At 46.4% G+C, this 14,369-nt stretch carries 19 protein-coding genes; all 19 read left to right on the top strand.

Annotated features, from left to right (window positions below; genetic code table 11):
- A partial coding sequence (locus EV212_RS13605) for a hypothetical protein (RefSeq protein WP_243115422.1) occupies positions 1 to 180 on the top strand: 180 nt, incomplete at its 5' end.
- Positions 164 to 349: a hypothetical protein gene (locus EV212_RS13600; RefSeq protein WP_243115421.1), complete on the top strand. Its 186-nt coding sequence runs from the start codon at positions 164 to 166 to the stop codon at positions 347 to 349. The genes EV212_RS13605 and EV212_RS13600, both read left to right, overlap by 17 nt.
- Positions 350 to 360: 11 nt before the next feature.
- A complete protein-coding gene (locus EV212_RS00925; protein ID WP_132087469.1) occupies positions 361 to 606 on the top strand; it encodes a hypothetical protein in 246 nt (81 codons plus the stop codon).
- 1 nt (position 607) lies between these two features.
- Positions 608 to 1,000 (top strand): hypothetical protein, encoded by a 393-nt coding sequence (locus tag EV212_RS00920; RefSeq protein ID WP_132087467.1) that lies wholly within the window; start codon positions 608 to 610, stop codon positions 998 to 1,000.
- Positions 997 to 2,178 carry a DUF2800 domain-containing protein gene (locus tag EV212_RS00915; protein WP_132087465.1) on the top strand — a complete coding sequence of 394 codons (1,182 nt, stop codon included), beginning with the start codon at positions 997 to 999 and terminating at the stop codon, positions 2,176 to 2,178. The genes EV212_RS00920 and EV212_RS00915 overlap by 4 nt, the downstream gene beginning before the upstream one ends.
- Before the next feature lie 19 nt (positions 2,179 to 2,197).
- Complete coding sequence (locus EV212_RS00910) at positions 2,198 to 2,833, top strand: DUF2815 family protein (protein WP_132087463.1); 636 nt, start codon at positions 2,198 to 2,200, stop codon at positions 2,831 to 2,833.
- Positions 2,834 to 2,876: 43 nt separating this feature from the next.
- On the top strand, positions 2,877 to 4,853 hold the full coding sequence (locus tag EV212_RS00905; protein WP_132087461.1) for a DNA polymerase: 1,977 nt from the start codon (positions 2,877 to 2,879) through the stop codon (positions 4,851 to 4,853).
- A 14-nt stretch (positions 4,854 to 4,867) separates the two neighbouring features.
- Positions 4,868 to 7,309 (top strand): virulence-associated E family protein, encoded by a 2,442-nt coding sequence (locus tag EV212_RS00900; RefSeq protein WP_132087460.1) that lies wholly within the window; start codon positions 4,868 to 4,870, stop codon positions 7,307 to 7,309.
- Positions 7,310 to 7,548: 239 nt separating this feature from the next.
- Positions 7,549 to 7,866 carry a VRR-NUC domain-containing protein gene (locus EV212_RS00895; protein ID WP_132087459.1) on the top strand — a complete coding sequence of 106 codons (318 nt, stop codon included), beginning with the start codon at positions 7,549 to 7,551 and terminating at the stop codon, positions 7,864 to 7,866.
- Positions 7,867 to 7,879: 13 nt separating this feature from the next.
- Positions 7,880 to 9,262: an SNF2-related protein gene (locus EV212_RS00890; protein ID WP_132087458.1), complete on the top strand. Its 1,383-nt coding sequence runs from the start codon at positions 7,880 to 7,882 to the stop codon at positions 9,260 to 9,262.
- Positions 9,259 to 9,444 (top strand): hypothetical protein, encoded by a 186-nt coding sequence (locus EV212_RS00885; RefSeq protein ID WP_132087455.1) that lies wholly within the window; start codon positions 9,259 to 9,261, stop codon positions 9,442 to 9,444. The genes EV212_RS00890 and EV212_RS00885 overlap by 4 nt, the downstream gene beginning before the upstream one ends.
- 15 nt (positions 9,445 to 9,459) lie before the next feature.
- Entirely contained in the window at positions 9,460 to 9,855 is a 396-nt protein-coding gene (locus EV212_RS00880; RefSeq protein ID WP_132087452.1) for a DUF551 domain-containing protein, read from the top strand.
- A 5-nt stretch (positions 9,856 to 9,860) separates the two neighbouring features.
- Entirely contained in the window at positions 9,861 to 10,031 is a 171-nt protein-coding gene (locus EV212_RS13385; RefSeq protein WP_165873256.1) for a hypothetical protein, read from the top strand.
- Between the two features lie 16 nt (positions 10,032 to 10,047).
- On the top strand, positions 10,048 to 10,404 hold the full coding sequence (locus tag EV212_RS00875) for a hypothetical protein (RefSeq protein WP_243115420.1): 357 nt from the start codon (positions 10,048 to 10,050) through the stop codon (positions 10,402 to 10,404).
- A gap of 4 nt (positions 10,405 to 10,408) precedes the next feature.
- A complete protein-coding gene (locus tag EV212_RS00870; protein WP_243115419.1) occupies positions 10,409 to 10,891 on the top strand; it encodes a hypothetical protein in 483 nt (160 codons plus the stop codon).
- Between the two features lie 336 nt (positions 10,892 to 11,227).
- Positions 11,228 to 11,647, top strand: coding sequence for a hypothetical protein (locus tag EV212_RS00865; protein ID WP_132087446.1), 420 nt, complete (start codon positions 11,228 to 11,230; stop codon positions 11,645 to 11,647).
- An 11-nt stretch (positions 11,648 to 11,658) separates the two neighbouring features.
- On the top strand, positions 11,659 to 12,216 hold the full coding sequence (locus EV212_RS00860) for a hypothetical protein (protein WP_132087443.1): 558 nt from the start codon (positions 11,659 to 11,661) through the stop codon (positions 12,214 to 12,216).
- A 93-nt stretch (positions 12,217 to 12,309) separates the two neighbouring features.
- Entirely contained in the window at positions 12,310 to 13,008 is a 699-nt protein-coding gene (gene terS / locus EV212_RS00855) for a phage terminase small subunit (RefSeq protein WP_132087440.1), read from the top strand.
- Positions 12,992 to 14,365 carry a PBSX family phage terminase large subunit gene (locus EV212_RS00850; RefSeq protein WP_132087437.1) on the top strand — a complete coding sequence of 458 codons (1,374 nt, stop codon included), beginning with the start codon at positions 12,992 to 12,994 and terminating at the stop codon, positions 14,363 to 14,365. The genes terS and EV212_RS00850 overlap by 17 nt, the downstream gene beginning before the upstream one ends.
- The last annotated feature ends 4 nt before the right edge of the window (positions 14,366 to 14,369 follow it).

Below are 14,369 nucleotides of genomic sequence, written 5' to 3'. Positions count from 1 at the left end.
CACGAATACCGGGGACCGGTCAGCAGCGACGAATACCGGATACCAGTCAGCAGCGACGAATACCGGGGACCGGTCAGCAGCGACGAATACCGGGGACCGGTCAGCAGCGACGAATACCGGGGACCGGTCAGCAGCCACAGTTACAGGAAAAGAGAGCGTTGCTATGGCTGTTGGCTGTGATAGTAAGGCGAAAGGAGCTTTAGGATGCTATCTGGTGCTGTCGGAATGGAAGCGCATTGATGGAGAATATCACATTGTTGATGTACAGTCAGCAAAAGTGGATGGAGAGACCATTAAACCGGATACTTTTTATAAATTGATAGACGGAAAATTTGTGGAGGTAGAATAAGGAGAAAGTAAATGATTAAAGCAGATAAAGAAAGTGTGAAAATCAGTGGAGATCTAACGGAAATCACGGATCAGTTTGTTGCAATTGCAAAAGGTGTACGAGAAGTACTTGAAAATGCTTTTGGTGGAATGCTGGCGAGCAAAGCGATGGATGCGATATACGAGTTATCAAAATTCACGGATGAAGAACTTGAAACCAGACAAGGGGAAGAGATCGCAGAAACCATATTAAAGAATTTACAGAGGGAGGATAATTAACATGCAGATTCACGTAACATTTGATTCATTAGAGGAAATGAAAGAGTTTATTGACAAAACCTATGTAGCGACACCAGAGGTGCCGTCGGGGAGCCCTGCAACAGAGCCATCGGTTCAAGCGCCGCAGCAGGCCCCGGTTCCGCCAGTAGTTCCGGTACAGACGCAGGCAGCTCCGCCGGTGCAGCAGGCTCCAGCTGCCGCGGTACCGACTTCAGCAACTACATATTCTATGGATGATCTTGCGCGGGCAGGAATGGCGCTGATGAACAGCGGGCATCAAGCTGAGCTTCAACAGCTCCTGGTACAGTTTGGCGTGAATTCTCTCCCAGAGCTGCCGGTGGAACAATACGGTGCTTTTGCCACGGCTCTGCGCGGATTGGGGGCTCAGATATGAATCATGAAGGGCGTAAGCATGCAGTGTTGAGCGCTTCCGCGGCGCATCGATGGCTGATGTGCCCGCCGAGTGCCCGGCTGGAAGAACAGTTTCCGGATACGGCATCAGAGTCAGCGGCAGAAGGGACTCTGGCCCATGAGCTTGCCGAAATAAAGGTGCGGCACTATTTTTACACCGTGGACTTTGGACGACAGAAGTATACCCGGCGGCTGAATAAGCTCAAGAAAGAAGCTCTGTGGCAGGATGAGATGGACCGGTATACAAATGAATATCTGGACTATATCAAACAGACAGCGCTCTCTTTAGAGTCCGCCCCATATGCGGTCATTGAAATGCGGGTGGATTACAGCGCTTATGTGCCGGACGGATTTGGGACAGCTGACTGTATCCTGATCAGCGGGGAAACGCTTCACGTCATTGATTTTAAATATGGCAAAGGCGTAATGGTATCCGCCGAGGAAAACGCCCAGTTATCTTTATACGCTCTTGGTGCTTATGAGGCTTATAAGATGCTTTATCCGATCAAGCACATCCGCATGTCGATCGTACAGCCGAGACTGGACAACATCTCCGAATGGGAGTATACCGTTGAAGCGTTGTTAAAGTGGGGCGAGTATGTCAGAGAGAGGGCAGCGCTTGCCTGGAAGGGCGAAGGCGATTATGCGCCGGGAACGGACACCTGCCGATTCTGCCGGGCAAAAGCGAGATGCCGGGCACGTTCGGATCACAATGTCAAAAAGGCATTTGATATCGGGGAACTCCCGCCGCTCATCAGTGCAGTGGAAGCCGGAAAGCGGCTGGCTGAGCTTGAGGACGTAGTAAAGTACCAGAAGGATCTACAGGAGTGGGCGTTATCGGAATGTCTGGCCGGAGGTGATGTGCCGGGATGGAAAGCAGTAGAAGGACGGGGTTCACGGGATTGGACAGACATGGACAAGGCTTTTGAAATGCTGCAGGAACAAGGCGTAGACAGAGCCATGCTCTGGGAAGAACGGCCGTTGACATTGGCCCAAGTTGAAAAAGTTGTTGGTAAAAAAGAATTTAATGGGCTGGTGGGCGATATGGTCGTTAAGCGGCCTGGAAAGCCGGCCTTAGTGAGGTCATCGGATAAAAGGCCGGCGATTACGAATAAAGTATCAGCTGCAGAAGCTTTTGCTCCGAGCGGCGTAGACCAGTGAGAAAGAGAGGAAGATCATTATGGATAATATTTGCAATGTGACTACAGGAGAAGTGAGATTGAGTTATGTACATCTGTTCAAACCATACGCAGCAATGCAGGGACAGGAGGAAAAGTTCAGTGCTACGGTCTTAGTGCCGAAGACGGACACGGCGACGATGGGGCGCATTAATGCGGCGATCGAAGCGGCTAAGCAGCGCGGCGTGACCGAGAAATGGAATGGTCAGTGCCCACCGGTGGTCCCGACACCGGTCTATGACGGAGATGGTGTGCGGCCATCGGACGGGATGCCTTTTGGACCGGAGTGTAAAGGACATTGGGTGTTCACAGCCAGTGCAAAAGTAGATTATCCGCCGGAAATCGTAGATAAAGTAGGAAATCCGATCATCAATCAGTCCGAAGTTTACAGTGGGATCTATGGCCGGGTAAATGTGACGTTTTATCCCTATTCTTTCGGTGGTAAAAAAGGTATCGGGTGCGGACTCGGGCCGGTGCAGAAGCTTAAAGACGGCGAAGTTTTAGGCGGCGGGCATGTATCTGCAGCACAGGCATTCGGGGCGCCTCAGCAGCCTGCAGCTCAGAACTATGCGGCCGGCGCGGGAATGCCACAACAGCCTGTATCTGGAATCAATCCCATTACAGGACTTCCATTTTAAGAGATAAGGGGCTTTAGGCCCCTTTGTTTAATAGGTGATAACAATGGTAATCAGACATCTGAGTATAGATATTGAAACAAAGAGCAGCGCCGATATTGGAAAGACAGGACTTTACCGATATGCCCAGGATAAAGATTTTGGGATACTTTTATTCGCTTATCAAATGGATGACTCTCCAGTGGAGATCGTTGACCTGGCGTGTGGCGAAAAAATACCTGAGTTTATCAAAGCATGTTTATCGAATCCATATGTGCAAAAACATGCATATAACGCGGCTTTCGAGTGGTATTGCCTGAATCAGGCCGGATATGAGACGCCATTGGAGCAGTGGCGGTGTACGATGGCTCACGGCCTGTATTGCGGGTATACGGCCGGATTGGATGCCACGGGCAAGGCCATCGGGCTCCCACAAGATAAACAAAAGCTGTCTGTGGGCAAGGCCCTTATCCGGTATTTTTGTGTACCGTGTAAACCGACAAAAACAAACGGCGGGCGGACGTGGAATCTTCCAAAGCATGCACCTGAAAAATGGACGTTGTTTAAGGAGTATTGTAAGCAAGATGTCGTCACGGAGCATGAGATATTGCAGCGGCTTTCCCTGTTCCCGATGCCGGAAGATGAAGTCCGGCTCTGGCAGATGGATGTCCGGATGAATGCTTACGGCGTGCGTGTCGATAAAGAACTGATATCCGGAGCCCTTATAGTGGACGCCATAAGTTCCCAGAGACTCATCGACGAAGCTTACCAGCTCACCGGTCTGCCAAATCCGAACAGCACGGCACAGCTTCTTGCGTGGCTCAAGGATTCTGGTCTGGATATTCCAAATCTCCAGAAGGCCACTGTAGAAGAAGTGTTAAAAAACAATATATCCAGCGGGCCACGAAGAGTGCTTGAGATACGCCAACAGCTTGGGAAGACTTCAATTAAGAAGTATGTGGCAATGGAAACGGCCAAAGGCGATGACGATCGCGTACGGGGACTTACCCAGTATTATGGGGCCAACCGGACGGGCCGGTGGGCCGGACGTTTAGTGCAGATGCAGAACCTTCCCAGAAATTATATAAAAACATTGGATGGCGCCAGAAATCTTGTAAAGGCGAAAAACTATGAGGGGATAAGGATCCTGTACGGGAATGTTCCGGATACCCTCTCTCAGCTGATCCGGACAGCCTTCATACCATCAGAAAACCACAAGTTTGTCGTGGCGGATTTTTCAGCGATCGAAGCCCGCGTTATCGCCTGGCTGGCCGGGGAACAGTGGGTGAATGAAGTGTTTGCAACGCATGGGAAGATCTACGAGGCAACAGCGTCACAGATGTTCCACGTCCCGGTAGAAAAGATAAGTAAGGGGAATCCGGAATACGGCTTACGTCAAAAAGGTAAGGTGGCGACACTCGCATTGGGCTATCAGGGCGGCGTCAATGCCCTGATCGCAATGGGGGCGCTCAGCATGGGACTTACGGAAGAAGAGCTTCCGGATATCGTCCACCGGTGGCGGAGTGCAAATCGGCGTATCTGTGATCTGTGGTATAAGATCGAACAGGCAGCGCTTGCGGTGATGCAGACGGCGCAGTCTCAGGCGATCAACGGCCTCATATTTTCACTGGAAGGGGATATGATCTATGGTCAGTGTTTCCTGACAGTACGGCTCCCGAGTGGTCGAAAGCTTTTTTACCCAAGGCCTTTCCTGCAGGAAAACCAGTTCGGGAAAATGGCTGTTCATTACTATTCTGTCGGACAGCAGACACACAAATGGGAGATCTCTTCCACCTATGGCGGGAAGATGACGGAAAATATCGTCCAGGCCATTGCAAGAGACTGCCTGGCTGAAACATTAAAACGGATCGATGATAAAGGATTACAGGTGGTCTTTCACGTCCACGATGAGGTTATCATCGACGCACCGATGGATGTATCTGTGGACGAGATATGCGACCTGATGGCCGAGCCGATACCTTGGGCGCCAGGACTGATACTAAAAGGCGCTGGATTTGAAAGCACGTATTATATGAAAGATTAGCAGGGGGGATAGGATTGCAGAATAACAGAAAACTCATGATCAGCACCGGCGGGAGCCGGAAGGCTACACACTGGCCGAAATGTTCTATCCTCTGGTCGGAATTTGTCGACAAGCTGAAGATTCCGGTGCGGAGCAGTGAGACGATGCAGGAATATCTGTCAGCAGGAAAGGCACGACAGGCAGAACTTAAGGATGTCGGTGGATTTGTCGGCGGGACATTTAAAAATGACCGGCGCAAAGCAGTTTACGTCGAAGGCCGGGACCTGATCACACTGGATTTGGATAATATACCGGCTGGAGGTGCGGAAGATATCTTAAAACGGGTATCTGGTCTCGGCTGTGCCGCGGTGGTCTACAGTACCAGGAAGCACACAGGTTATGCGCCGAGGCTGAGGGTCATCATCCCTTTAGATGAGACGGCGGCCCCAGACGAGTATGAGCCGGCTGCAAGAAAGCTTGCGTCACTCATCGGCATACAGTTCTGTGACCCAACGACATTTGATATATCACGGCTCATGTATTGGGCAAGCTGTTGTTCAGATGGGGAATATATCTACAAGGTATATGACAATCCCTTCTGTAGTCTACAAGGTCTCCTGGATATGTATGGTGATTGGACAGACGTATCCCAGTGGCCGCAGGTGCCGGGAGTGGAAGCTATTGAGAGACGGCGCCTGGCAAAGCAGGAAGACCCAACAGCCAAACGGGGCGTTATCGGTGCATTCTGCCGTACATATACCATCACACAGGCTATGGATAAGTTTATCCCGGGAATGTATGAAGAGACGGCAGTGGCAGGACGATACACCTATACCGGCGGAACTACACAGGGCGGAGCTATCATCTATGACGGCGATATGTTTCTTTATAGCCATCATGCCACGGATCCATGTTCAGGACTGCTCGTCAATGCTTTTGATTTGGTACGCCTACATAAATACGGTGACCAGGATAAGGATGCCAAAGAAGGGACACCAGTCAACAAGCTGCCTTCTTTTATGGCGATGAGCCGTCTGGCATTAGACGATGCGCAGGTGTCAGATCGAATGTCCGAGGAACGTTTTACGCGGGCAAAAGAAGCCTTTAGATCAGCCTCAGAGACAGCAGGATCGACGGAAGACGACTATGATCTTAGCTGGCTCGTCCGGCTCACAAAAGATGCCAATGGCCGGTATGAGAAAACGATCAACAATGCGGTCATCGTTCTTGAGAATGACCCGCTGCTTAAAGGGAAGATCGTCACCGACGAATTTGCCAGCTGCGGTATGACCCTTGGCAGGCTCCCATGGGATAACCGGGATGAGAAACGCCGGTGGAAGGACGTAGATGATGCTGGATTTTATCGGTATATGGAAACTTTCTATGGCCTTACAGGAAGGGAAAAGCTAGACAATGCCCTGATGCTCGTCAGCGCTCAGAACCGTATCAATGACGTGAAACGCTACCTTCAGAGCGTCCGGTGGGACGGGATTAAACGTTTGGACACACTGTTATCCGATTATCTCGGGGCAGAGGATACACCCTACACTCGCGCTGTCATACGGAAGTCTTTATGCGCGGCTGTAGCGCGGGCGATTACCGGTGGCGTAAAGTATGATTATATGCCCATCTTTGTCGGCCCCCAGGGTATCGGTAAAAGTACTTTTCTGAGTATCCTCGGCGGGGAGTGGTTCTCGGACTCCCTGACGACCTTTGAGGGAAAAGAGGCCGCTGAACTCATTCAGGGAACGTGGATTAATGAAGTGGGTGAATTGACAGCATTCACGAAGCAGGAGACTCAGGTCATCAAACAGTTTTTGAGTAAGACAGATGATATCTACCGGGCGGCTTACGGGCGCCGGACAGAGAGATATCCGCGGCGGTGCGTGTTCTTTGGTACCAGCAATGACACAGAATTTCTTAAAGACACCACGGGGAACCGCCGATTCTGGCCAGTAGATGTCGGCGTATACCCGGCGAAAAAATCTATCTGGGAACAGCTGCCGAAGGAATTGGACCTGATATGGGCGGAAGCATATATGTATTGGCAGTTCGGGGAAAAGCTGTTCCTGCCAAAAGAGATTGAAATCTTAGCGGAGGCCGCACAGGAAGAACATAAAGAGCTTTCGGGAAAAGAAGGGATTATTATTGATTTCCTGGAGAAGGAAATCCCCGATAACTGGGAGGATATGAGCCTGATGGACCGAAGGACCTTTTTGAATGGAAATATGCGCGTGCCAGAAGGAAAGACGCTGGTAAGGAGGGAGAAGACGTGCGCAGCAGAAATATGGGCGGAATGCTTTGGAGGCGACCCGAGGTACATGAACAAAAGAGACAGCCGTGAGATCAACCAGGTCTTGTCCGGGATCAAAGGGTGGCAGAAAACGCGGACGCCAAGGAAATACCGTCTGTATGGTTCCCAAAGAGGGTTCGAGAGAATGACTACAAACGAAAAGACTACAAATGAAATCAGGTGATAATGTAGTTTTGGGAAAAACTACATTTCTACAATAAGACTACAAGTATTGTAGTAGCCCGGAAACCGCATAAATCCAATAAAAACTAAAGACTAACTACACAACTACATTTTTTATATATGAATAAAAAAATAAATAATAATAGATATACCTAATACCGCCTGACCCGCCTAATATATACACACATACACGTGTGTGTGACGGATGTAGCGGAATGTAGTGCAGAGGGGGAGTGAAAAATGCAGGAAAAAGAGATTGAGAAGATTTTGGTGGCCGAGGTGAAAAAATTGGGCGGCCGGGCCTATAAGTGGGTGAGTCCAGGGAATGGCGGAGTGCCGGACCGCATCGTAGTATTCCCGAACAGGAAGCCGATATTTGTGGAGCTTAAGGCCGATAACGGAAAACTAAGCGCCTTGCAGAAGGTCCAGATTGACCGTCTGAAAAGCCTTGGACAGCATGTCGAGGTCGTGAAAGGGATCGACGGCCTGAGCCAGTTTTTTCAGGATAACGGGTACGAAGAAATCAGCAAGGCGCTGGATTGCAGGTATGAACTTTGAGAGGTGATGTCAGATGCTATTCAGGCCGCATGCTTATCAGCAGCATTGCATTGACCGGATTATTGAGATAAAAAAAATCGGATTGTTTTTGGATATGGGCCTCGGAAAAACAGTTATCACACTGACGGCCATCCGGGAATTGATGTATAACCGGTTTGAGGTCCGAAGGGTTCTTGTCATTGCCCCTAAGAAAGTGGCGGAGGGAACATGGACGAAGGAGAAAGATAAATGGGAGCATACGAAAATCTTAAGGGTATCACCAGTGCTTGGCAGCCAGGCAAAACGGATACGGGCGTTGAACACACCGGCAGATATCTATATCATCAATCGTGAAAATGTTTCCTGGCTGGTGGATTATTACCGGAACAGCTGGCCGTTCGATATGGTGGTCATCGATGAGTCCAGCAGTTTTAAGAGCCACAAGGCGAAGCGGTTCAAATCCTTAGCCAGTATAGGGAACCATATCGTCCGTCTGGTGGAACTGACCGGGACGCCGTCACCAAACGGACTCAATGATCTGTGGTCCCAGGTATTCCTTCTGGATGGCGGAGAACGGCTTGGAAAGAGATATACCCAGTTCCGGGAACGATATTTTGACCCGGGAGACCGGGGAAACAACATCGTGTATAATTACAAGGCCAAGCCTGGAAGTGAAGACAGTATCCTGGCGAAGATATCGGATATCTGCGTCAGCATGAAAGCGGAAGACTATCTGCAGCTTCCGGATATCATCTATCATCAGGTACCGGTCATCTTAGATGCGAAGGCGGAGAAGGCTTACAGAGAGCTGGAACGGAAAATGGTCCTGGAGCTTCCTGAGGATGAAACGGACATCAGCGTGACCAGTGCGGCGGCATTGAGCAATAAATTGTTACAGCTGGCCAACGGAGCGTTATATGATGATGACCATGAGGCACACGAAGTCCATGGCTGTAAGCTTGAGGCGTTTGTGGAGCTGATTGAGTCTCTTCAAGGGAAACCAGTACTGGTGTTTTATAATTTTCAGCACGACCGGGAACGGCTCCTGAAGGTTTTGGAGAAATCCGGGTTACGCATCCGGGAGCTAAAGACGATACAGGATGAGGATGACTGGAATGACCGGAAGGTCGATGTGCTTCTGACGCATCCGGCCAGCAGTGCTTATGGCCTGAACCTCCAGCAAGGTGGGAATCATGTTATCTGGTTCGGGCTCACATGGAACTATGAGTTATATACCCAGGCGAATAAACGGCTGCACCGACAGGGGCAAACGGAAAAGGTCATCATCCATCATCTGGTGTGTTCCGGAACCAGGGATGAGGACGTGATGCAGGCCTTAGAGAGAAAAGATGATGTACAGAACTGGGTGATGAAAAGCCTCAAAGCAAGGATAAAAGCAATCAGGGAGGGATTATGATAGACGTAAAAAAAATGGTTGAGAGATATTATAACTGCCATCTTGGGGAGTATCCCCAGTGCGAAGGGTGCGGCGAAAAGATCAGAGAACAGGATGCATTGGGCGTGGAGTATGTGAAGACGAAACGGAAAACGGAGATGTTTATACATAAAGCTTGTGTCTGTAAAGTGTGGCACAGATAGTTGGGAGGAATCACGATGGAGAGATTAACATCAAGAGATAGTAAAGGGAATTTGTGCTTATGCAACAAAGAGGTTTATGGCAATAATCAGGATATCTATAATGCGATAGCGGTTTTGGAAGACTACGAGGATACCGGTATCACACCAGATCAGCTCCAAGTCATTAATGAAGAATATCAAAAGATGGCAAAGGAGCTGGCAGAGTTGCGGCAGCAGAATCGGTGGATTCCGGTGAGTGAAAGGTTGCCAGATTACGAAGAAGAGGTACTCATTACCAATGGGAAATATGTAACCATAGACGAAAGATATTTTCTGGAAAATACAGAAGATGGTGAAGCATATACATGGGACATAAATGGATGGGACGACGTCGTTGCCTGGATGCCATTACCAGAACCATATAAGGAGTGAGAACAATGCTTGATACAACAATAACAGCATCACGGCCGGCAACAGAGTGCGCCCGGTGCGATGCTGAGTACCGGGAGAAAAACGGATGTAGCCTGGGAAGAACCAGTACACAGGTTACGGCCTGCCAGATAGAGCATAGCAGCTGGCGAGAGAAGGTCATGGACAGGTTTATGTGAGGATGTGATATAAGTGGTGTCAGAAAATATAAAGGCTTTTCTTGATTTCGTGGATGAGAGCAGAAAGGTTTATGCATGCGCTTTGGACAACATGCGTCGAGAAGAGAAAAAACTGCAAGATTTCCTTCATGCCATAGAATTTGAATCTTCGGCCAAAGAACGAAGTAAGATCTGTACAAAGCTTCATAGGAGCCGGAAAGCCCGGAGGGATTATAAGGATATGGTCGAGGAATACGAAGAGATTGTCAAGTTTTTTCAGGATCCGCAGCACAAAAAGACACTGGACCAAATGACAAATCTTTTGGGGCGAGTAAGAAAAGTGGAAAAATATCATCGTGAACGACAGTATTTTCCACGGGTGAAGGAGGATTGAAAGGATGGACAAAAACATCTTGGTCCAGTACAGTGCTATGAAGGAAGAGATTAAGGATATAAGGAGGAGAATCGAGAAGGATAGGAAAGAATTGGACCGGCTGAATAAGCTGGTTGTATCGGATTCAGTTACTTGCGGGAAGAAAGGCAAGAAGCCTATCCGGACAGTAAAGATTCAGGGCCGGCCGGTGGCAGCAATATCCCGGAAGGAATCAGCATTAAAAAAACATATATACCAGCTTGAACAGAAAGAGGCAGAGCTTATGGAGCTTACCATTCAGGCGGAGGAGTACATAAACAGCATAGATAAGAGTGAGCTGCGGATGATGTTCCGGTTATATTTCATAGATAACTTGACGTATCTGAAGGTGGCCGAAAAAATGAACTATATGTTTCCAAAGAGGAAAAAAAGCTATTCTGATGAGAATGTGAAGAAAAGAATTCAAAGATTTTTTCAAAATGTCCCCCAATGTCCCGAAAAAATATGATTTAATTAAAATGGAAGTTGTGTTAGATGAATTTTTCATTAAATGTATCTCCTTAAAAGTTTAATGTTGTGTCCGCCAGAGTGTCACAGCCTGGCGGATGACTCGGAAGTTATGTATCATGGCAGATACTACGGTGAGGTGCACCAATAATCCGTGAGGTCGGTTCGATTCCGGCACTTCCGATTTCTCTGTAAAGAGATCTCCCCATATATATTTTTGAAACGTCCTGTAGAAATACGGGGCGTTTTGTTATTAAAAAATATAAAAAGTTATAGAAATGTGTGCTTTAAAATGTTATAATAATTAACATTAATGAATAAGTAGGATATGATATAAATGGCACGAAAGAAGAATAAAAGCAGAAATGATATACGGCCACAAACAAACGTGTGGGATGTGGTTAAGGCGTTGATTGATGGCTTTTTTAATTTTATTAGTCTTAGTAAAGTAGCGGCATTGGCGATATTATGGTTTATCATTAGAGATATAATATTTGTCTTACATCTACCTGAAGATTATGACTATGCAGAGCATTTATTGAATGATGGTTTTTTATCATATTTAATTCAAAATGATAATATTTTAATAATTGTATTGGTTAGTATTGTTGCATTTTTATTTTTTGCATGCGTATCTATGATTTTGTATATTATTTTTTTACGGAATGAAATAAAAAGAATGGCTACGGTGAGAAGCGAAGCTATACATGGCAAAGAAAAGATAAACATACATACTTCATCAGAATTAGGTAATTAGGAGGCGAGAGCATGTTAAGTAATTATATGTTATTTGGAATAATAGCCATAGCAATAATAAGTTATTATGCCTTTGTGTTGCCTAAAAAAGATAGGATTCTTTTTGGATTGTATAGATATAGAGATGAGGTGAGTCTTTATGCTATGAATTGTCCAGGAAAACAAGAAACAGAGGAATATCAATACTTAATAGGCTTAATTAACGTAGAAATCTATTTAATTAAAAACAACATTTCGTTTACTGATTTTTTTGCTACGACAGTTACCACAACAGTAGAGAATGAAGAGTCAGTGGAAATTATTATAAATAAAATAAAAGAAGATTCATTTATGGCAAAAATTTATGAGGAATCATTTGAAATTTTTATTAATTATTTTAATAGAAAGTTTAAATGGTTTGGGAAATTGTGTATAGAGCCATCGATTTTCTTTTTGGAAATGTTAACAAAGATATTGAGGGTTTATAAAAGGAAAAAGCCATACGAAAAAATTACTAAAGCTATTTTTAAGACAACGAGTATGTCTAAGACATATGAAAAGTATATAAAGATGAATAATACGGCAATGTAAAAGAGGCACTCCGGTGTCTCTTTTCTTCTATCCAAAAGGAGCTGAGGTGACTTGAGCACCGGCTCCCAAAACGACGAATGAGAGGTGGTGATGATGCCGCGGAAACCCGATGAACGAATAACTCAGGCGAAAGAACTGTATTTAAAAGGAATGAAATTAGTTGAGATTGCAAGTCAGCTAAATCTTCCGGAGGGGACAGTTCGGCGATGGAAGAGTACACACAAATGGGAAAGCGAACGCTCGGGTAAAAAAAGCGAACGTTCGGAAAGAAAAAAAGGTGGTCAGCCAGGGAATCATAATGCCACTGGTCCACCAGGAAATAAAAATGCGGAGAAGCATGGGCTTTTTGCAAAATATCTTCCAGAGGAAACGAAGGACATCATTAATCAGATGACTTTGGATCCTCTGGATATTTTATGGGATAATATACAGATTGCTTATGCGGCTATTGTACGGGCACAGCAAATCATGTATGTGCGCGATCGTGATGACAAGACGACGGAAAAAGTAGAAGTTAAAGTCGGTAAGATCATGGGCGAGAAATGGGAAGTCCAGCAGGCCTGGGATAAGCAGGCAAACTTTTTGAAAGCACAGGCCAGAGCACAATCAGAGTTGCGTAGCTTGATTAAGCAATATGATGAGCTATTGCATAAAAACTGGGAGTTGGCTTCTGAGGAGCAGATTGGACGAATCGCCCACATGAAGGCTCAGACGGATAAGCTTACCGGAAATAATCAGGAAATTGAAGATATGGATGAAATTGAGGGTGATATCTATGGCTCAGGCAGTTAAGAAGAAAAAGACGATAGCCTTCAATTTTGGTGAAAAGCATAAAACATATATCCGGGAATGTGAAAGCTGTATGTATAACGTGGCTGAGGGAGCTGTCAGAGCCGGAAAGACGGTAGATAATGTATTTGCGTTTGCTCATGAGCTTAAAACAACAATGGACCGTATACATTTAGCTACTGGTTCAACTGTCGGTAATGCCAAACTTAATATTGGCGATGCTAATGGGTTCGGCCTTGAATGGATATTTCGTGGGCAATGTCACTGGGGAAAGTACAAAGATAATGAGGCATTGTATGTTAAAGGTCCGGCAACAAAGTATCGGCAGCGAATCATTATTTTTGCCGGCGGCGGAAAAGAGGATAGCTATAAAAAAATTCGAGGTAATTCTTACGGAATGTGGATTGCAACGGAAATCAATCTGCATCATAAAAACACTATCAGAGAAGCTTTTAACCGTACGATTGCTGCTCATCGGCGTAAGGTGTTCTGGGATTTGAACCCAGATAATCCAAATGCACCGATATACAAAGAATATATTGATAAATATGCGAAACAGGCCGCTGCGGGGGAACTCATAGGCGGCTATAATTATATGCACTGTACGCTGTACGACAATATCAATCTTACACCGGAACGGATCCGTGAGATTGAAAGCCAGTATACACCGGGGAGCATCTGGTATCTGCAGGATATTAAGGGAATGCGCGTGACGGCGCAGGGCCTCATTTATAGGCAGTTTGCCGAGGACACGAATAGTAAGGCATTCCGTTTTCGAAGAACAGAAAAACCGAAAGATATCATGGAGATTATCTTGTCAATTGACTTTGGGGGCTCCGGATCAGGACATGCATTTTCAGCAACAGCGATTACAAGAGGATTTAATGAAGTCGTTTCGTTGGCTTCGGAATGGCATGGTTGCCAAGATGAGAATGGAAATCAGATTGAGATCGATCCAGAACAGCTCGGACAGATGTTTGTAGATTTCTGCTTAAAGGTAATTAATTTATATGGATATATCACAGCAGTTTATTGCGATAGTGCTGAACAGACGTTAATTCTTGGGATTAAGTCATCACTCCGAAAAGCTGGTCTTGGTTGGATACGCGTTGAAAACGCCCTGAAAGAACAAATTAATGACCGGATCCGACTGACGACTCGACTGATGGCACAGGGCCGGTACAGTTACATGGATCTCATGTGTGATAGCCTTGTTGCTGCATTTTGCAGTGCTGTATGGGACCCGGACGAGATTACTAAAAATATCCGTTTGGATGATGGGACAAGTGATATTGATAGCTTGGATGCTTTTGAATATACCATTGAACGGTATATTACAAAACTGATTAAGTATGAATAGAGGT

Source organism: Frisingicoccus caecimuris (genome assembly GCF_004340975.1).
GTDB lineage: Bacteria > Bacillota > Clostridia > Lachnospirales > Lachnospiraceae > Frisingicoccus > Frisingicoccus caecimuris.
Note: the sequence above shows the minus strand (reverse complement) of the source record. Positions and strands in the feature narration are given on the sequence as shown.